Source organism: Rheinheimera sp. A13L (assembly GCF_000217935.1).
In the GTDB taxonomy this organism is placed as follows: domain Bacteria; phylum Pseudomonadota; class Gammaproteobacteria; order Enterobacterales; family Alteromonadaceae; genus Pararheinheimera.
The window spans coordinates 35957-55731 of sequence record NZ_AFHI01000012.1; the positions used below are offsets into that span (position 1 = coordinate 35957).

General features: G+C 44.6%; 18 protein-coding genes. 6 read left to right on the forward strand and 12 right to left on the reverse strand.

All coding sequences use genetic code 11. The features are described from left to right. Positions 1-21: 21 nt before the first annotated feature. From RHEIN_RS07630 to RHEIN_RS07640, 3 genes are all read right to left on the reverse strand, one after another. Complete coding sequence (locus tag RHEIN_RS07630; protein ID WP_008898401.1) at positions 22-705, reverse strand: hypothetical protein; 684 nt, start codon at positions 703-705, stop codon at positions 22-24. 42 nt (positions 706-747) lie between these two features. After that, entirely contained in the window at positions 748-1431 is a 684-nt protein-coding gene (locus RHEIN_RS07635; RefSeq protein WP_008898402.1) for a hypothetical protein, read from the reverse strand. 63 nt (positions 1432-1494) lie between these two features. Beyond that, positions 1495-2013: a hypothetical protein gene (locus RHEIN_RS07640; protein WP_008898403.1), complete on the reverse strand. Its 519-nt coding sequence runs from the start codon at positions 2011-2013 to the stop codon at positions 1495-1497. 627 nt (positions 2014-2640) lie between these two features. On the opposite strand from RHEIN_RS07640, the gene RHEIN_RS07645 reads away from it, so the two are divergent. The 6 genes from RHEIN_RS07645 to RHEIN_RS07670 are packed head-to-tail and all read left to right on the forward strand — an operon-like array spanning position 2641 to position 9477. Continuing rightward, the gene (locus tag RHEIN_RS07645) at positions 2641-4038 is read left to right on the forward strand and encodes an undecaprenyl-phosphate glucose phosphotransferase (protein WP_008898404.1); all 1398 of its coding nucleotides are present in this window, start codon (positions 2641-2643) and stop codon (positions 4036-4038) included. 10 nt (positions 4039-4048) lie between these two features. Further along, the gene (locus tag RHEIN_RS07650; protein ID WP_008898405.1) at positions 4049-5230 is read left to right on the forward strand and encodes an outer membrane beta-barrel protein; all 1182 of its coding nucleotides are present in this window, start codon (positions 4049-4051) and stop codon (positions 5228-5230) included. 24 nt (positions 5231-5254) lie between these two features. After that, complete coding sequence (locus RHEIN_RS07655) at positions 5255-5782, forward strand: polysaccharide biosynthesis/export family protein (RefSeq protein ID WP_008898406.1); 528 nt, start codon at positions 5255-5257, stop codon at positions 5780-5782. Beyond that, entirely contained in the window at positions 5782-7971 is a 2190-nt protein-coding gene (locus tag RHEIN_RS07660) for a GumC family protein (protein WP_008898407.1), read from the forward strand. Before RHEIN_RS07655 ends, RHEIN_RS07660 begins: the two co-directional genes overlap by 1 nt. After that, a complete protein-coding gene (locus RHEIN_RS07665) occupies positions 7971-8711 on the forward strand; it encodes a tyrosine-protein phosphatase (protein ID WP_008898408.1) in 741 nt (246 codons plus the stop codon). The genes RHEIN_RS07660 and RHEIN_RS07665 overlap by 1 nt, the downstream gene beginning before the upstream one ends. Beyond that, the gene (locus tag RHEIN_RS07670; protein ID WP_008898409.1) at positions 8704-9477 is read left to right on the forward strand and encodes a hypothetical protein; all 774 of its coding nucleotides are present in this window, start codon (positions 8704-8706) and stop codon (positions 9475-9477) included. The genes RHEIN_RS07665 and RHEIN_RS07670 overlap by 8 nt, the downstream gene beginning before the upstream one ends. Here RHEIN_RS07670 and RHEIN_RS07675 read toward each other — a convergent pair. From RHEIN_RS07675 to RHEIN_RS07715, 9 genes are all read right to left on the reverse strand, one after another. Then, entirely contained in the window at positions 9446-10876 is a 1431-nt protein-coding gene (locus RHEIN_RS07675) for a phosphomannomutase (protein WP_008898410.1), read from the reverse strand. The two genes, RHEIN_RS07670 and RHEIN_RS07675, sit on opposite strands and share 32 nt — an antisense overlap. Positions 10877-10885: 9 nt before the next feature. After that, complete coding sequence (locus RHEIN_RS07680) at positions 10886-12307, reverse strand: mannose-1-phosphate guanylyltransferase/mannose-6-phosphate isomerase (protein WP_008898411.1); 1422 nt, start codon at positions 12305-12307, stop codon at positions 10886-10888. After that, positions 12304-13764 (reverse strand): oligosaccharide flippase family protein, encoded by a 1461-nt coding sequence (locus RHEIN_RS07685; protein ID WP_008898412.1) that lies wholly within the window; start codon positions 13762-13764, stop codon positions 12304-12306. The genes RHEIN_RS07680 and RHEIN_RS07685 overlap by 4 nt, the downstream gene beginning before the upstream one ends. After that, complete coding sequence (locus RHEIN_RS07690; RefSeq protein WP_008898413.1) at positions 13761-14747, reverse strand: glycosyltransferase; 987 nt, start codon at positions 14745-14747, stop codon at positions 13761-13763. The genes RHEIN_RS07685 and RHEIN_RS07690 overlap by 4 nt, the downstream gene beginning before the upstream one ends. Next, positions 14737-15135, reverse strand: coding sequence for an acyltransferase (locus tag RHEIN_RS21355; RefSeq protein WP_008898414.1), 399 nt, complete (start codon positions 15133-15135; stop codon positions 14737-14739). The genes RHEIN_RS07690 and RHEIN_RS21355 overlap by 11 nt, the downstream gene beginning before the upstream one ends. 138 nt (positions 15136-15273) lie before the next feature. Further along, entirely contained in the window at positions 15274-16425 is a 1152-nt protein-coding gene (locus RHEIN_RS07700) for a glycosyltransferase (protein WP_008898415.1), read from the reverse strand. Further along, positions 16422-17537: a glycosyltransferase family 4 protein gene (locus tag RHEIN_RS07705; RefSeq protein WP_008898416.1), complete on the reverse strand. Its 1116-nt coding sequence runs from the start codon at positions 17535-17537 to the stop codon at positions 16422-16424. The genes RHEIN_RS07700 and RHEIN_RS07705 overlap by 4 nt, the downstream gene beginning before the upstream one ends. Position 17538: 1 nt before the next feature. After that, entirely contained in the window at positions 17539-18594 is a 1056-nt protein-coding gene (locus tag RHEIN_RS07710; protein ID WP_008898417.1) for an acyltransferase family protein, read from the reverse strand. Next, positions 18569-19744: an O-antigen ligase family protein gene (locus tag RHEIN_RS07715; RefSeq protein ID WP_158005472.1), complete on the reverse strand. Its 1176-nt coding sequence runs from the start codon at positions 19742-19744 to the stop codon at positions 18569-18571. The genes RHEIN_RS07710 and RHEIN_RS07715 overlap by 26 nt, the downstream gene beginning before the upstream one ends. Between the last annotated feature and the right edge of the window lie 31 nt (positions 19745-19775).

The following is a 19775-nucleotide window of genomic DNA, read 5'->3' on the forward strand; positions in this document are numbered from 1 at the left end:
ACTACAGCTGCACTATTTAAATTAGTACAATAAATCGTTAAATACGCAGACGACTTCCTGCGTTATAGTTTCTTCAGCTGCAAACCGGGCTAAAACCAGAGTTTTTGATTGAACACCATCTGCTACAAGGTAAAACTCATTATCAATATGAGCTAAAGATAACCGCCATGGGTCATCCGCCTTTTTAAATTTGAGAATATGTTCAGACAGCGAAAGCCTGACAGATTCATCATTAATGTCACTGATAGGATCCCAGACAAATTTGTCAGTCATCTTTTTCATTAAAGACTTATGATATGGGCTTTTAAATTTATTATCAATCAAACTACGTGCAACATCTTCACTAAGTGAATCAAGAATATAAACCTTAGTTTCAATATGGTAAGGCGAGGTGATATCTACTATATAAATCAGCTCAGTAACCCCGTCCCGATTTAAATCCGCCAAACGCATTGAAGCCATGACTCTTTTATCACCTGATTTAAAGGATACAGGCACACGAGGCACGGTTGACAATAGCTCCCCACGGTCCAGCGCCCCCTCTTTAACAAAGCTATTCAAATGTTTTTTGTAATAACTGCAACTGCTCCCATTTGTATAAAGATCATCTTTTGGCATAGTTTCTTTTAGACTATCAGCATTACTATGCATTGAGAGAACAAAAGCAAACGCCATAGCGGAAGAGAAACACAATCGACTACACATACATATCCTTTACATAGTCTAATTAAACCGATGCGATTTAAATTAATACAATAAATCGTTAAATACGCAGACGACTTCCTGCGTTATAGTTTCTTCAGCTGCAAACCGGGCTAAAACCAGAATTTTTGATTGAACCCCATCTGCTACAAGGTAAAAATCATTATCAATATGAGCTAAAGATAACCGCCACGGGTCATCTGGCTTTTTCAGCTTAAGAATATCTTCAGACAACGAAAGCCTGACAGATTCATCATTAATGTCACTGATAGCATCCCAGACAAATTTGTCAGTCATCTTTTTCATTAAAGACTTATGATATGGGCTTTTGTATTTTTTATGCATTAAGCTAAATGCAACATCTTCACCAAGTGAATCAAGAATATACATTTTAGTTTCGATATGATACGGAGAGGTTATATCTAGCATGTGAATTAACTCACTAAGCCCATCTCGATTTAGATCTGCTAAATACAGAGGAGTAATGATTCTATTATCACCAGATTTAAAAGATGCATATGCATATGGTACGGTTGACAATAGCTCCCCACGGTCCAGCCAACCATCTTTAACAAAGCTAGTCAGATATTTTTTGTAATAAGCACAACTGCTCCCATTTGTATAAATATCATCTTTTTGATTGCTATCTTTTAAACCATCAGCATTACTATGCATAGAAAGAAAAAAAACAAACACCATAACGGATGAAAAACACAATCGCCCAAACATAGAAGCCCCTCTTAAACAGTTTATTTAAACCGCATTAACCAACAAACCCATCACATGAAACATTTAGACATAAAAGCCTTCCTCGCCCCTTAAATCACACCTAATGGAACGGACACAGAAGTAAACAATAAAAAACAGAATTGAAAAGTTACCTAACGCAACCCACTTTTCAGACTTGTAACCATTATTTGCCATGGAAACCCCATCATTTAATTCAAGAATCACAACTCCATTTTGACGGATAAAAACAACTCGTTCTTCGGGTTCCTTTACGTATCCAGCTTCAAATAATTTCTCATGATCTAATGAAGGTTTATTATGGTAAAGACTGTAAGCCCAACCACCAGGAGAAACAGATATGGTGTCCCCCTCCAAATTATTAAGTTGATACTTCTGTCCCATGCCTTTATGGTTTGAGCCATATCGGGAAATAAAAAATTCATCATAAAACACATCTGACAAAATAATATCGGCACCAAAAATTTGGTTTTTGTATTTAAAAAAATGAGAGAACGAATAAAATAAAAAAAACACAACTGCAAATAATAAAATTATTGAATCCCTGCTTAGATGCTTTTTCATTCACACATAACTCCATCTAATAGTTTTAGTCATCCAATAAATCAGTTGTTATACCCATAACTGCAAGCAACCACCAGCTCAAACTAAAGACAAAGCCAGACATTAGCAGCCTTAGCTAAGCTTCCACGCGTCAAACAATAGCCCCAGAGGTTATTGCTCCTGCATTGTATTGACAACGGGATCTGCTGGCCAGGTTGTGAGGAAAATATCATAACAAGCCAAATTCTGCCTACAGTTCAGAGCGCCGTTTATTTTTCAGGTTATTTTTTAACTCATCACCGGAAGAAATCTGCTCCTGCTTTATCAGTATCTTGACGAAAAATAAAATATGAGCAAGACCATCAGCTCATCAGCACAGCCCCCATCCCCAAAAAATTCCTCTGAATCAACACTCTTAGCCTCACAGCCCCTGTTGCAGCTTCCGGATTAACAGGCGTGAAGGATCTGCTGTGTGCGGCTGCGCACACACTTGTCAGATTTGGCTGTGTATGGTGACGGTGAAGACTTGTGATCACAGTCATTGGAATGGCAAATGAATAAAACCAATACCTTATTGGTTTGTTTTTTTGCTACAGCAACTTCACCCTGAGACAGTCAACCTCTCAGGGTGGTTAACAGGATGTAGCTATGAACACGCCCACAAGTTTTAAAACGGAAGACAGCGGTTTTGGCTTCCTGAACAGATTTTTAGACGTCATCGCTATAGGCGCGGCCTTATACCTGAGCCTGAAGTTATATGGCGAAGTCGTGACGACCAGTTACATTATGTTGTATTTCTCGGTCATGGCGGTTTATCTCTATACGGCGGAGTCGGTTCAGTTGTATCGCTCCTGGCGTATCAGCAGTGTGACCAGCAATATAGCTGTGGTCATGCTGTGTTTATTCGTCGCTTTTAGTTTGATGCAGCTTGTTACCTTTGGCTTAAAAAGTACCGCAGACTATTCAAGAGTGGTGATAGTCGGCTGGTTTGCGTTGTCTTTTTGTTATACCTCAGTCTGGCGTATCGCTGCCAGGATCCTGAAAAACACCCTGCATAAAAATGGCTACAATCTGCGCCGTGTGGCAGTGATTGGTTGCACCGTTAATGCAAAACGCCTGATTGATGAAATGACCAACAGACCACAACTTGGCCTGCAATTCTGCAATGTGTACGACGACAGAGAACTGCACCGTCTGCCTGAATGCGGTAAAACCATCACGGGAAAGATTGATGAATGCGTCGAGTCCGCCCGCGAGGGAGCCTTCGATAAACTCTACATTACCTTACCTTTATCCGCAGATAAGCGCATTGCAGACATTATTCAGCGCCTGGGCGATACCACAGTCGATGTGCACATAGTGCCTGATTTCCTGCTGTATAACCTGATGCATGCCCGACTTAGCACTATAGGTGATGTCGAAACCTTAAGTGTATTTGAGTCGCCCTACTATGGTGCCCATGACTGGTTAAAGCGATCTTTTGACGTCACAGTCAGCTTTATCGCTTTGTTAGTACTGGCCATTCCTATGCTGGCGATAGCAGTAGCCATCAAAATCACCAGCCGTGGTCCGGTGTTGTTTAAACAGGATCGTTACGGTTTGGATGGCAAAGCTATCCGGGTGTTCAAGTTTCGCAGCATGACAGTGCAGGACAACGGAGCCCATGTGGTCCAGGCGACAAAAGGCGATGCCAGAATAACCCCTTTAGGCGCCATGCTACGCCGCACCTCACTGGACGAGTTACCGCAGTTTCTCAATGTACTCAGAGGTGAAATGTCTGTTGTAGGACCTCGCCCACACGCTGTTGCCCACAATGAGCAGTATCGAAAGCTGGTCGCCTTTTACATGCTCAGACACAAAGTGAAACCAGGTATTACCGGTTGGGCTCAAATCAATGGCTGGCGTGGTGAAACAGATTCATTAGAGAAGATGGAAAAGCGTGTGGAGTTTGACCTGACGTATATCAAAAACTGGTCATTGTGGTGGGATACGAAAATTGTATTTTTAACCTTTTTCCGCGGCTTTACAGGAAAGAACGTTTACTAAAGGATCAATCATGAAATCAAGGTTAACTATGATGACAGTACTGGCATGCGCCAGTATTGACGCATTTGCAGTCGATCCTCAGTCTATTCAGACAGAGTCGGGCTTCGATATTACACCGCTTCTGAGCAGTGGCTTAAAATACGATAACAATATCGCCAGCAGCAGTAGTAACGAAACCGAGAGCTGGATTTTCACCCTGACCCCTTCAGTCAGGGCTGTTCTGGACGATGGCGTCAGCAAAACAGAACTCAGCGCCGCGGCCTTTAACGGCACTTATTTTGACAGCAGCGGCGATAATTTCACCGACGTCTTGCTAGGCGGCCTGTTTGACACCAGTTTGTCTGAACAAGGCAAACTAAACCTTAAAGCAGACTTAGTCTGGGGCCATGAAGACAGAGGCACAGGTATTACGGAAGGCCTGAATACAGATCAGGACCAGCCTACCCGCTTTAACACCCAAACTGTCTCTGGTTATTATGAATACGGCAGCACCATGGCTCCGGCCCGGCTGCGTTTCGGCACCAAATACTACAACAAAGAATATATGAACCAACACGAAGTGACGCAGTACCGTGACTACGACTCGCTGCTTGGTGGTATTAACTTTTATTACGACACCCAATCTGGCACCACCGCAGTTTTTCAGAGCAGTGTTGAGGATATCAGTTACGACTTAATTGACCCACAAGCGACACGCGACAGCAAAGATAGCCATGTCAAAGTGGGTGCCGAATGGCAAATCACCTCCATCACCTCGGGTGACATCAAAATTGGTTATCAGAATAAGAAATTTGATGACAGCAGCCGGGAAGACTTCAGCGGTTTAGCCTGGGCAATGAATGTGAACTGGTCACCCTTTAGCTACAGCCATTTTAACCTTGGTACGGGTCGCAGAGCCAAAGATCCGTTGCAAGACGGAGATTACGTCAAGGAAACCACCTACCAACTGGGGTGGACCCATAACTGGACAGAGTCCGTTCAAACCCAGCTGAACTACAACAGAATGGAAGAAGACTATGTCGGCGTCAGCCGCGAAGATGAAGGTGATGCTTATACGGCCAGCGTCAAATATGCGTTTCGCCGCTTTATTGATGTCACATTTTTTACCACTATGACAGACAAAACCTCCTCTGTTCCGGGTATCGAATTTGATCGCAACATCACAGGCATTAGCTTCAACTTTTCGCTTTAACTTAATTTATTACGGGCTAAATTCATGCAACAACTCGCATCATTGCTGGTTACTTTGTGTCTGAGCTTCTCGTCCTGGCTTTATGCCCAGGATGATGTGGCGTATCTGTTAGGTCCTGGCGACAAAATTATTATCCAGGTCTACGGTGAAGAAGAACTCAAAATAGAAACACAGCTAACCGACAGCGGTAAAATCAACTACCCCTTTCTTGGTGAAATAGCCGCTAAAGGCCTGACCATCAAACAGCTGGAAAACCGTATTTACACTGGCTTAAAAGGCGATTTTTTTATTGAACCTAATGTCTTTGTTGGCATGGTGGAATACAGGCCATTTTTTATTCATGGCGAAGTCAAAGTACCGGGAGGATTCCCTTACAAACCTGGTATGACAGTCAATCAGGCTGTGGCTTTGGCTGGAGGCCTGACAGAGAGGGCCTCAAAGGAGAAAATATTTATTACCCGTGAAGCCAGTAAAAACCAGCAACAAAACGCCACCCTGAACACTAAAGTGAATGCAGGCGATACCATTACCATCGATCAGAGATTCTTTTAATGACCGCCTTAACGGATTTAACGGGCTCCCCCCAGCAGACTGTGCTTGATCTGCGAAAATACATTTCCATCATCAATATGAATAAATGGCGCATTCTGAGCATGGCTGTGCTTGTCAGTATTCTGGCTGTGCTGGTGGTGCTGAATATCCAATCCAGATATGCCTCCACTGCCACTTTACTGATAGAAAGCCAGCAAGCAAAAGCTGTGTCTATTGAAGAAATTTATGGCATGAATTCCAGCCAGCAAGAGTATTACCTGACTCAGTTTGCCATACTAAAATCGCGATCCATAGCTGAAGCAGTGGTAGATACGCTGAAATTAAAAGACCACCCTGATTTCGCAGTTAAGCCAGGCTTGGTCAGCACACTGAAAGAAATGTTGCCTTTTATCCCGGTAAAAGACACTGAATTCACTGCAGAACAAATGGAGTTTCGAGCCAGAGAAAAGCTGATCACTGAATTTCAACAGCGTTTACATATCAGCCCTATTGCAAAAACCCAGCTGGTACAAATCAGCTTTACCACCTTTTCAGCAGAGCTGGCCTCGCAGGTCGCCAATGCAGTCGGAGAAGCGTATATCCATAGCCAGCTTGAAGCTAAACTCGGCATTACCCGCAGAGCATCCACCTGGCTTGGAAGTCGTTTAGCCGAGTTACGTATCCAATTGGACGAATCAGAAGCGCAACTGCAAGCCTATCGTGAAAAAGAAGGCCTGATTGATGTCGAAGGTGTACGTGGTTTAGGCGCAAAAGAGCTGGCAAGGTTGTCGGATGAATTAACCGAAGCCCGCTCACGCAAAGCTCAGATTGACGGCTTTATCCGGGTGATACGCCAGTATGGCATCAACAATATGGAACAACTGGAAAGTCTGCCGGAAATTACCGCGCATAAAGGCGTACAGGATGTAAAAACCCAGCTGGTGCTGACAGAACGCAGGGTATCAGAGCTGTCAAAAATTTATGGTCCCAGACACCCCAAACTGATGGCGGCCCAAAGTGAACTGACAGCGGTGCAGGACAATCTGCATGGCCAGATCAGAAAGCTGATTGCAGGTATTGAAAATGAAGCCCGCTCTGTTGAGGAGAATGTCAGCTCGCTGGATTCAGAACTGTCAAAAGCCAAACTTCAGTATCAGGATGTGAGCTTAAAAGAAACCTCCTACCAGCGGCTGGAGCGTGAAGTCTTAACCAATCGCCAGCTGTATGAAACCTTTTTAGCAAGGCAAAAAGAAACCCAGGTGACCAGTGACTTTAATTCAGCTATTGCCCGTTTTACCGATCTGGCTGTGACAGCAACAGAACCGGTAGCGCCCAAACGCAAGCTGATCCTGATGCTGGTTTTTATCGCCACTGTAGGTTTTGGCATACTGGTGGCTTTTGCTCTGGATGCGTTAAATGACACCATCAAATCGCCTTATGATGTAGAAAACCATTTAGGCCAGCGCGCTTTGGGTTTTATGCCTGAACTTTCACATAAAAAGCATCAGGATTTGCCTTTATACAGTTTCTTTGCCGAGCAGCAAAAACAATATGCCGAAGCAGTTCGCAGTATCAGAACCAGTCTGACGCTGTTGTCTTTAGATAAGCCCATGAAGTTAATAGAGCTAACCTCTTCAGTGCCCGCCGAAGGCAAGTCTACTGTGGCTGTTAATTTAGCTTTTGCTTTTGGCCAGATGGAAAAAGTCCTGCTGATTGACGCAGATATGCGCCGGCCTTCGCTGGCCAAACGATTTGGCTTACCGGCCTATCAGCCAGGTCTTGCCAATTTAATTGCCGGTCGTGAACAACTTGAGGATTGTATTGTACTGGACGAAAAATCAGGGATCAGTCTATTGCCAGCCGGTAACGTGCCACCCAATCCACTGGAGCTGTTGTCCTCTCCCCGCTTTGCTGAACTGTTAAAACAGCTGGCACAAGGCTACGACAGAATTATTATTGATACACCCCCTGTGCAGGCGGTGAGCGACGCCTTATTGATTGCCAAACAGGTGGATGCGGTGGTCTATGTGGTCGCCGCCGATCAAACCCGTGGCACTGCAGTACAAAGCGGCATAGCCAAGCTGCTGCAAACCGAAAACAACTTTTCTGGTGTGATACTGAACAAAATCAATATGAAAAAAATGACGCAAACTTATGGCGATTACAGTCATTACGGCTACGAGCACTACCATAGCAATGAGACAAGTTAATGTATGACCTGCATTGTCATTTACTACCAGGGCTGGATGACGGTGCCCAAACCGCAGCAGAGGCACTTTGCCTGCTGCGGCTGGCTCAGCACAATGGCATCAGCCATATGGTGATGACACCTCATATCAACCCTGGTCATTTTGACAACACCAAAGCGACGATCCATCAGGGCCTGGTTGAGTTACAACAACTGGCCAGAGATCATCAGCTGCCAATGCAACTGGCCGCCGCTGCAGAAGTGCGTTTATGTACAGAGCTGCCGGCCTGGGTGGAAGCCGAGGCCTTACCTTATCTGGGCGAATATCAGGGCTATAAGGTGTTGCTGCTTGAGTTTCCGCACAGCCATATACCTACAGGCACGGATCGCTTAGTGAAATGGTTAGTGGCTAAAAATGTACTGCCGATGATCGCTCATCCGGAGCGGAACAGGGAAATACAAACAGATCTGAACAAATTGCTGCCCTTTCGGCGTTTGGGCTGTTTACTACAGTTAACCGCCAGCTCAGTGCTGGGTGATATGGGAGAACGTAGTCAGCAGACTGCGTTTGAGCTGCTGAGTCAAAAGGCATTTCATATAGTGGCTACCGACAGTCACAATCAGCACCGCCGCCCCCCTAAGCTGGCTGAAGCCCGGGACCTTATCGCCTCACTTTTTGGTGATGACTACGCCCGGCAATTGGTGATTGAAAACCCTAAAGCAATCAGCCAGATCCATTTTAGTGAAGAGTCTTATGCCTGAATCTGATCTCTTACCCGACGACAGGCTAAAAGCTCCGGGTTTTGGCAGCACGATAAGCCGCGCTTTTGCTCTGCCTGCCCTGCTGTTGCTCGCCGCTTGCGTCTGGCATATAGCTCCGACAGGACTTGCCAGTGTCTGGTATTTTAAAGCCAATAACGCCATAGAGCTTTGGTCAAAGCAACCGGTTTTATTGAGTTTGGATAGCTGGCAGCACGCAAGCAGTGCTATCGATCAGGCCATCCGGCTGCACCCAAAACACCCGCATTATTTGTTAACCAAAGCAAAAATCAATGAATGGGGCTGGTATGCAGGTTTTATGACAGGCAAAGAGCTGGAAGCGACTGAGCAGTTTTATCTGGCGGCCATCCACACCAGGCCCAACTGGCCCAATGCTTACGCAGATTATGCTTATTATCTGGCGGTGACCCAGTTTCGGCTCACTGAAGCTTTTGAGCAATTAAAGCTGGCGAAACGTTACGGTCCTTATATGCCGGAAACCTTGTTACGTCAGTTAGCTGTCGGATTTTTACGTTGGGACACCCTGAACCCAACGCAAAAAACAGACACTCTTCAGGCCTTAAAAGCAGTAGTGCTGACAGGCTACCCTTTGCATAGCAAAGCCCGAGTCATAGTCAAAGAGGCAAAACAACAGCTGGCAGCTTGCATTTATCTGACCGCCCATAAAAACGACTTTCCGGCGGATATTCAACAACGCATCCAAAAAGATTTTTGTCTTAAAGGTGCAGAATCAACGCAGGCACTTTAGCCAGCACTTTCGCGACCAGCGCTTTGGCTTTTGGTTCAGATACAGACTCCGCATAACATCTAAGCTCAGGTGCATTACCTGAAGGGCGCAAATGCACTATATCGCCATTCGTCAGAGTGAAACGCAGCCCATCTGTTGTATCAACAGACAGCACTTTTGTATCCAGCCCTAAGTCAGAGACAAAATGATCTGCGTTCATCGCCGCCTTGCTCAGCAGTTGCTGACTCAGCTCTGTGGCAAAGTCACTTAAGCGCTGACTGGCAGTAAAACGCTTTGGTAACTCTGATAACAGCTCTGACACAGCTCTGCCTCTGGCAAGCTCAATAACGGCCAGTAAAGGTAAAATCGCATCTCTTGTCGGTAAAGCCGTCAGATATCTTTCCTGCTTTTGTAAATCACTGGCCAGTAAAAAACCACCATTGGCTTCAAAACCCGCCACAGCCGGATACTGCTCTAACTGATCAAATGCTTCAATCACATAAGGTGAACCAATACGGGTTCGCAGTACCTGCAAAAACCAACCTGACTGCTCAATAGCGCTATTACAACTGACGGGTACAGCCAAAGCCTGAATCTTTAATGCTTTGGCAGCCAGCAAACCAAGCACATCACCGCGTAGCCAACAGCCCTGTTCGTCCGCAACCATAGGCCTGTCGCCATCGCCATCGGTAGAAAACAGCAAATCCAGTTGATGTTCCTGAGTCCACAGCACAGCTTTTTGTTCATCTTCTTCAGATACAGCTTCGGTATCTATAGGCACAAAGTGATCTGAACGCCCTAGCCTTATCACACAAGCCCCTAACTGCTGCAGCAACTCTGCGTAAATATCCCGTCCGGCGCTGGAATGCTCATAAATGCCTATGGTTAAGCCTTTGGCCAGGTCCTGTGGAAACCAATCCAGATAACGTTGTTTATAGTCGTGGGCAGCAGCAGGGTTCAGCGTCAATTCTGCAGCATGAACAGGCAGGCTGAAGGGCACCTCCACAGACAGCATCTTAAGTTCGTCCTGCTTGGTAATTTCACCTTGGGGGCGATAAAATTTCAGGCCATTGCGGTCAAAAGGAATATGGCTGCCTGTCACCATAATAGCCGCCACGCCTTGCTTCATAGCAGCGTAAGCCAAAGCGGGAGTAGGAATAACCCCATAATAATCCAGTTCAAGCCCCAACTGCTGCACAGCGGCGGCACACCAGGCTGCTATTTCAGGGCTGCTGGGTCTGTTGTCTATGGCCAGAGCTATACGCTGCACATCCTGGCTTTGCTGCAGTAATTTGATAAAAGCCAGCGTAAAGGCACAACATAACTCTGGCGTAAAATCGACCACCAGGCCACGGGCGCCACTGGTACCAAACTGCACTGAGCTCTGTCGGATCAGTGTGCTGCTGATGAAGTGATCCATCTTTCCTCCTTAAGTTCTGCCATATCTGTCCTCAAAACGCACTATATCGTCTTCACCTAAATAACTGCCCGATTGCACTTCAATCAGTTCCAGCAGCACTTTTCCCGGATTCTCCAGCGCATGCACAGCGGTGACAGGAATATACACCGATTGGTTTTCAGTAATAAATTGTTCAGTCCCATTAATAGTCACTTTGGCGGTACCAGACACCACTATCCAGTGCTCAGCCCTGTGATGGTGCATTTGCACCGACAGTTTGGCACCAGGTTTAACGCTAATACGTTTGACCTGAAAACGCGGTCCTGTATCAACAGAGTCATACTTGCCCCAGGGACGGTACACTTCACGGTGAACATTCACTTCAGGACGGCTGGCCACTTTTAACTGGCTGACAATATGTTTAATGTCCTGGGTATGATCTTTATGAGCCACCAGCACCGCATCCTTGGTATTGACGATCACCAGATCCTGCACCCCAACCACAGCAATCAGTTTGTCATCCGAATGCACATACAGATCATGCGAATTGTGCAGGAATACTTCGCCACGCAGTACGTTATTTTGCTCATCTTTACTGGCTATTTGCCATAAGGCGGCAAAGCCCCCTACATCGTTCCAGCCAGCGTCCAAAGGCACAACCACTGCATCTGTGGTTTTTTCCATCACCGCATAGTCGATGGACTCTGCAGCGCAACGGCTAAAAGCTTCGGTATCAATACGGATAAAATCCAGATCTTTTGCCAGTTGTGCCACAGCCTCACTACAGCACTGATAAATATCAGGCCTGTGCTGCTTCAGCTCAGCTAAATAACAGGATGCTTTAAACATAAAGATGCCGCTGTTCCAATAGTAGTCACCACTAGCCAGATAAGCTTCGGCTGTGGCCAGATCAGGCTTTTCAACAAAAGCCTCAACCAGATAAGCAGATTCACCCGACAGATTGACTGCGGCGACCTCACCTCGCTTTATATAGCCGTAACCTGTTTCAGCATGAGCAGGCACCACACCAAAAGTAACCAGCTTGCCCTGTTCTGCCAGAGCTGTGGCCTGAATCACTGCAGCGTGAAAAGCAGCAACATTCTGGATCAGGTGATCAGCAGCCAGTACCAGTAACAGCGGATCCTCGCCCTGTTGCCGGGCTATAAAAGCGGCCAGCGCTGTAGCTGGCGCTGTATTGCGCCCTACAGGTTCAAGCAAAATAGCGGTATTCAGCAGTTTTAACTGCTTCACCTGCTCCGCCGTAATAAAGCGGTTTTCTTCATTGCAGATAATCATAGGGGGCTGGTGAGGTAAGCCATTTAACCGCAACAAGGTTTCCTGCAACAGGCTGTATTCACCACAAAGCGGGATAAATTGTTTTGGATAATTGCTGCGGGATAAAGGCCACAAACGGCTGCCGGTTCCGCCGGCAACAATAACAGGATAAATCACAGAACCTCCTTGTCAGAATTAGGGTACAAAAAATCGAATGCGTATTGACCAGCAAATACTGCTACGCACAAGACCAACGATAACAATGCTGACTGCAACAGCAGCAGTATGGAGGTCAGATAATCCGCCTTTGACAAGGGAAACATCGGCTCAACACTGTACATAACAAAAGGCAGCATGATTAAAAAACATACCTTGTAGAAGGCATAAGAAGGCCTGGTCTGAAAAACAAAACGGTACATCACAAAAAAACAAAACAGGTAGTTGATCACAAAAGAGCAGACAATTAACAGGCACAGCAGCAGGATATCTTCATAATAAGCTCCCACTGCTATCGCCATGAAGGTGGTAACAACAGAAAAAAGCCCACAATAAAACTGTAATCTGGACTGGCCAAAGGATTGATAAATAGCCCCTGTTGAACTCAACACCATCTGAAGCGGAATAGAAACCGAAAACACTGTCAGAATAGGCTCCACCGCCTCCCAGCCCGGGCCAAACAAAAGATAGACCAGAGCGCCTGAGCCATTATAAAAAACGATGGAGACAAACAGACCTAAATAAGCCAGTGGTCTTAGTACCCGTAAAAATTCTGAGGCTACAAAACTCACATTGGCTTTGTGTTTAGTCAGGGTTGGCTGCAAAGCTGGCGTAATGGCAAAGGTAAAGAGTTGCAACGGATAACGCATCACCTGATAAGACTTGTCATAAAAGGCCGTCACACTCAGGCCAAAAAATTTTGCCACTATGATGGTATCGAGGTTTCTGGAGAAAAAATTCACCAGGTTAAACAAAAACTGAAATTTGACAAAACTCACTATGGTTTTAAACACCGCAAGGTCGCGCCCTAAAGCTGGACGGCCTACTTCTGTGTGTGCAGACATTTGATAATAAAAAATAAATCTGAACACAAAAGGCGAGCAGACTTTGAATAACAGCGCATAAAATCCATAGGAAAAATAAAACAGCAGCATACACATCAACAAAGACGCTGTTTCAGCATAAATTTCCGCCCGTGCAATCAGGATAAATTTGGAGCCACGTTGCAATGAGGCCAATGGCGACGTCGTCAGGCAGACAAAAAATACCGTGACAGCAATAAAAAGCGCTGCATAAGGCATGTCTTTCATACCAATCCATAAGCAAACCAATGGAAAAGCAAAAAAACTTAACGTTGCCAGCAACAACCCCATCAGCAGGCTTAATGACATCAGGCCATTACGCTGACTCACCGAAACATCATCCAAATACACCAGAGCCGGAACAATGGAGGTGGAGCTGATCAGCACCATCAGGGTGATAAATACCTGAACAATAGCGACATAACCAAAATCGCCGGGAGCAAACAATCTGGCCAGCAACACCATAGAAATAATCTGAAATGCATAAAGGCTGTATTTGCCCAACAAGCTACGCTTGATTGCCTGGTTTAACTCCAGACCAGATTGGATGCTCACAGGCCGCCAGCCAGCTTTCTGATTTCTTCTGCAAACCTGTAATTGACGATATCTACCGGTGTTTTAATGATTTTTGTGGCAGCCAACTGCTCATAGCTGATATCAGGCATGTCGCTTTGATTGCTGACAATGTAAAACTTGTCATTCACCAGCTCTTCGGCGATCTGCAACTGATGATCATCAGAAAACTCGTTCTGAGCTTCCAGTCGGGGTATAAAAATCACAGTTTTGCGGTAAGACAGCATTAAATTGATACTGCCTATGCCGCAATGACTGATCACCAGCGCTGCCTTTTGTACATAGTCTTCCACATCAGGCCGGCTCAGATTACTGACCACCCTATGAGTGGCTGCTGTGGCATGGATCAGATTAGGACCTGACTGGATCACCCAGTCGACCCGTGGGTCTTTATACAGCGGCATGGCAGCTATGTACTCAAAGAGTCGGGCAAACATATAGACATTGGTGCCGACAGTCACAAAGATTAAAGGCCGTTCCACATTGATTTCTTCATCTTTGGGGTACGCATTTTCTGATAAGATATCGAAACACTTCCCCAAATAGATACAATCAAACTTTTCTGCCATGGCTTTCCACTGGCAAATAAAATAATGTGCCAGTTTTAACTTTTTAATCATTTTCCCGGTGTTTGATAATTCTTTTACCCTGGATAAGGTGTCGATAAAGATCACCTTGCAGCCAAACAAACGGGCCACTACAGCAAAAGGTAAAAAGATGGGGCCTCCGGTGCTGATCACCACTTTGGGCATTAAACGGGCAAACAAATAAAAGCCAACAAAGAAGTTCAGCAGATGAACAAAAAAGTTAAATTGAGTCGATCTGACCACTATCACTTTGTTTGGAATACCCACCAGATTATTTAAGTTGGTGATGATGGTAAAATCATCCAGTTTTGAACATGCACACAAGGCCTGAGTCAAATGACCACCGGCTGATGCAATCACCACTATTTTATTCGGCATACGTTGCTCCTGCAGGGTCTCTGAATCTAATAATTTTTGCCGGTACACCGGCCACAATGGCAAAATCAGGCACTGAACGGGTGACTACAGCGCCGGCCCCGACAATAGCGCCTCTGCCAATGGTCACTCCAGGCAGCACTACCGCATTTCGGCCAATCCAGACATCATCAGAAATGGTGACCTCCAGCTCCTCGCTGTAGCCTTGTTGGCTGATCGGAACATCAGTCCGGTCAAAGGCGTGCATCCTGCTTAAAATGGACACATGAGGTGCAATCAGCACATCATTGCCCAAGGTTACTTTTTCTAAATACACATTTTCATTGATCCGGCAGCCGGAGCCCATTTTTATATTCTTCCCATTGCCTATATATAAATTAGGGCCAATCATAGAATGACGACCGCCTGGTTGAATTATTTTTATAATCTTGGTCAGATACCAGACTCTGAAATCACAAAAAAATGAAACAAATCTGGCCGAAGGCAACTTTGATATCAGCATGTAATATAAAATCAGTTTAAACATAACTCACCCATGAAGAGCATTTGTGTAACTATTAACAATATGCTCAGATTTAAATATATTAAAAAAACCTGACCGGATCAGCTCTGCAATATGAAAGCGGAATTCATCCCCCTTTTCGATCAATACTAAAATTGCTCTGGCAATTTCCTCCGGGTCTTGCGTTGTTACTGACACCCCTATTAAGTTCTCTCTGAAAAAACCATCAATACCGGTTTCTTTCATATACAAAATTGGCGTCTGAGTGGCGATGGACTCCAGATAAGCCATACCAAAGGTCTCATCCAAAGCAGGAAGTAACATGGCATCCGATGCGGCAATAGTGCGCAGCACAGCGTCATGGCTCAGAGAGCCACTGAATACAATCTGATCGGACAAACCCAGGGAGGCGCTATGAGACTGGATGAGGTTCAGCACCGAATCATCCCCGGCCCCTATGATAGTCAGCCGGATCTGCAGTGCAGGAAATTTGTCTCTCAACAGCCCTATGGCACTGATAAGAGGTAACACGCCTTTTCTTTTGTACTGATGGAAGCTCAGCACAGTTGTGTATTCAATACTGCTGTTTTTCTTTTTGGCATGCCCGGAACTATCAGATGTCATAGTGAATCGGCATAAGTTAGGGATGACGGTTGAATTCTCTAAAGGAAAACTAGTCAGTTTTTCCATATTTTTCTGAGCAGCCGGAGTTAAAAATATGACTTTTTTTGCCGCTTTAAGGATCTGATCAAATAGCTTTTTACAGTCATGCATTCTGCTGTAAAACCTGAAATCCGTTCCGCCCCGCACGCTGATCAAATACTTCACGCCCCATGCTGAAGCTAAGTACTTCGCAAACAGGCCTTCAGAGGTTAATTTATGCGCATGAATAAGGTCGAACTTCATGCTGTTCAGGTAAACAATACGGATCAAACTGGCCCAAAAATACAGCATAAATCGATGGATATAAGGCAAAGGCAAGGAGAAATACACCAGACTAAGACCACGCTCAAAGGGCTTCACAGAGACCCGGAACGGATTACTGGTTCTGTGCAGCGACAGCACATAACTGGTTATATTGGTATTTGCTTCGACCGCTTCAATCAAATTCAGCACAGCTTTGGTATGTGGATATGCACTGCCGTCCGGAAAGTCCTGATGAATATGCAAAATCTTCATCGTGCCTCCTTCAGGAATAATTCAATGCGGTATTTCAACTTCTCTCTGAAGGTGACATTAGAAAAGGTTTCACTATGGGCGCGGATCGCGGCGGCATCAAAAGAAGCTGGCATTTGCTCGAATCTGTGGATGCAATCGATGATGCTCGCTGTCGACTGCTCGCTGAAAAATAACCCTGTTACGCCATCCACCACAGTTTCCAGACTGCCTCCTTTGCCATAAGCCAGCACCGGAGTGCCGGTGGCCTGAGCTTCGACGGGCATAATGCCAAAATCTTCTTCAGCGGCAAAAATAAAGGCTTTGGCCTTGGATATATAAGACAAAAGACTTTTATCGTCCTGATAGCCCAGTATTGAAATGTTTGGATAACCACTGGCCAAAGCCGCAATTTTTTTCATCTCAGGGCCATCCCCTACTACTATTAATTTTTTGTCTTTAAGCTGTTGAAAACTCGATACAATCAAATCAATTCTTTTGTAGGGAACCAGTCTGGAGGCCGCCAGATAATAGTCGTCTTTATTCTCGTTTAATCCAAAGCGGCTGGTATCCACAGGCGGATACAAGGTCTCGGATAATCGGCCATAGCATTTTCTTATTCTGGCTTTTATAAAGTTTGAGTTGCTGATAAAGAGGTCGACACCGTTTGAAGTTCGGGTATCCCAAATTCTGAATTTATGCAAAAAGTAGCGTGCCAAAACAGATTTCAGGCCAGAGTGCAGCTTAGCTTCCCGTAAATACTCGTGCTGCAGATCCCAGGCATAACGGGCTGGCGAATGGCAATAACAAATATGAGTTTGCTTTGGTCCTGTGATCACCCCTTTAGCCACAGCATGACTGGAAGAGATCACCAGGTCATAACCGGACATATCAAATTGTTCTATCGCTATGGGGAATAGCGGAAAATACAGCCGGTATTGTTTTCGGGCAAAGGGTAAAGTCTGTATAAAAGACGTATGGATAGTGCAGCCATTTAACCATTGAGTATCTTTTTCAGGCAGAAAATTAACCAATGTATAGAGGTCTGCTCCAGGGTATAAAGTGATAATCTCCTGAAGAACCTTCTCTGCCCCGCCATTGACCACAAGCCAATCGTGAATGATTGCAACCTTCATGTTATTTATTCCTTGAGCTTGGGCGCTCTGCAAATACGAGAAGCGAATAGAGACACAGCATCATGATGATAAATGCTGTTATTTCCAGAGTTTTATTGGTATGCCCAAAGGCAAACTGAATAATAAATGATGAAAGAAATAGTGTGTAGTGCAGCGTGTAAGCAAGCAGACTATTCCTGCCTATTGTATTTAATACATTTTCAATCCAGACCGGAACGTAATTTCGTTTAGTGAGATAAGCGTTTGTTGAAACAATAATGATCACAACACCAATATACAACAACATGTATGACGCAGCGGGAGGAGATTTTAATTCCGCATTCGCCAACTCCCTTAACACATCACCGGATGTCTGCATCAGAATCAAAAATGAACAGAGTATAGAAAACATACTGATGCTTAAAAAGAATAAAACCCGCTGCCGGTCAACAGACCAAAACGAATACATTCTGGAGAAAAAGAAGCCTAATAACACCAGGCCGTAAAACGGGAAAAACGGATAAACATCATAAAAAAACAATCTGAAAAACGTAGCTTCACGCAAGTGTTCAAAATGACTGCCAATGCCATATCCAAAGCTGTACACCCCTATAGAAATACATAAAAGCCATAGCGGATTGATGGATTTCACCAGGTAAAGCACCAGCGGAGACACCATAAGTGCAAACATATAAAACGTCAGAATTTCGCCGGATCCTGAGGTCTCTCTGTACAGCAAAATATCGATCAGATGCTCAGAGGCCCTTTCATATCTGAAGGAGCTGATCAATACAATAAACTCCCTGGCCAGAAATATATAAAGTATCTTTATCGCTAATTTTTTGTATAAGGAAACTACATCCGTTATATGTTCAACTTTTCTGGAGAAGAACGTAAAAAATGTAAAGCCAAATATCAGTATAAAAAACGGCGTTGCCACTCTTAAAACAGACTTAATGCCGAGCATCATGGCTTCAGAAATAAAATCGCGGGTTTCAAGCGCTCCGACATAATGGATCAGAATAATCATTAATATTGCCAGGCCTCGACTACTATCCAGCCAACCGATTCTTTGCATTAAAATCTCCCTTTATGCAGCTGTACGATATGATAAAAATCATAAAAAACCATACCATTGAGTCATCTTTGACGACTGAGCTTTCAGTAAAGTTATGAACAACAGGCAGAATTAACGCAGCAAAGAAATATTTGTCTTTTATATAATTCGCTAATTTAAAAAACACACACATCACACACAGAGAAAGCACTGTCCCCACATGAAGCAACATATCTAAGTATCCGTTGTGTGTACTACTGATGAATCTGAGAAAACTAAAGCGGTTATCAAAAAAATAAGGCAACTCAGGCACACCGAAGTAAGAGCCGTAGCCATAACCCAAACCAAATTTATCGAAGTAATGCAGGTCGTAATACAATGTATTCCAGATAAAGCCTCGCCCTGTTAAGGTCTCATCGCTGACAACGCCAAGCAACGTATCCATAGAGCCAAAATAATGCATATAACTTGGAAAAATGATAAAGAGCGTTACAAATAAAACAAACAAAGACGCCATCACCAGTCGTAGACTGAAGGAAGGCAGCAGGGTTAACAGAGCAAACAATAACAAGATAAACATCGATGTTTTGCTCTGCGACAGCAGCAAGACCACCAAAGCTATAGCTATCAGATAACTTGCATTTTTTACCTTTTCATTCACGCTTTTATAGAACAAAGTCAGCATCAAGACCAGGCATAACATGTTCATACCCAAGGCATTTTTACCTTTTGCGTATCCAACCATGTCGCCACTTGGATGAAAGGCTGTACCTAAAACAACAGTAACTGCCAGCATAAAAAATGCACTATAGGCTGCATACTTAATGTTTCTACCGATCAAGCCATGTTGATAGCTATACAGGGTGGCGGACATCACAGTAAAAACAAATATCAGTTGAAAGATGGTTCGTTTTATGGACACAGCCGGATAGCTGGACCATAAGGCACTGATGAAAAAGACTAAACAAATCACTAAAAGCAGCAACAAGGCCAGCTGGAATCTTTGTCCTTCAGAAATTAATCTGGTATTCAGGCAATGTTTAGCCAAAAAAAATAAGAACAATCCGCCCCACAACACTTGCTTTAAAATACTTCCGCTTGATATTTCAGCTATTTGCACATCTAAATCAGTGTCGACCAGGCTAATTTTCGCCGCCAGTTGCGGCTCCATTAAGCCCATACAAAACAGCAGGATAAGCAAC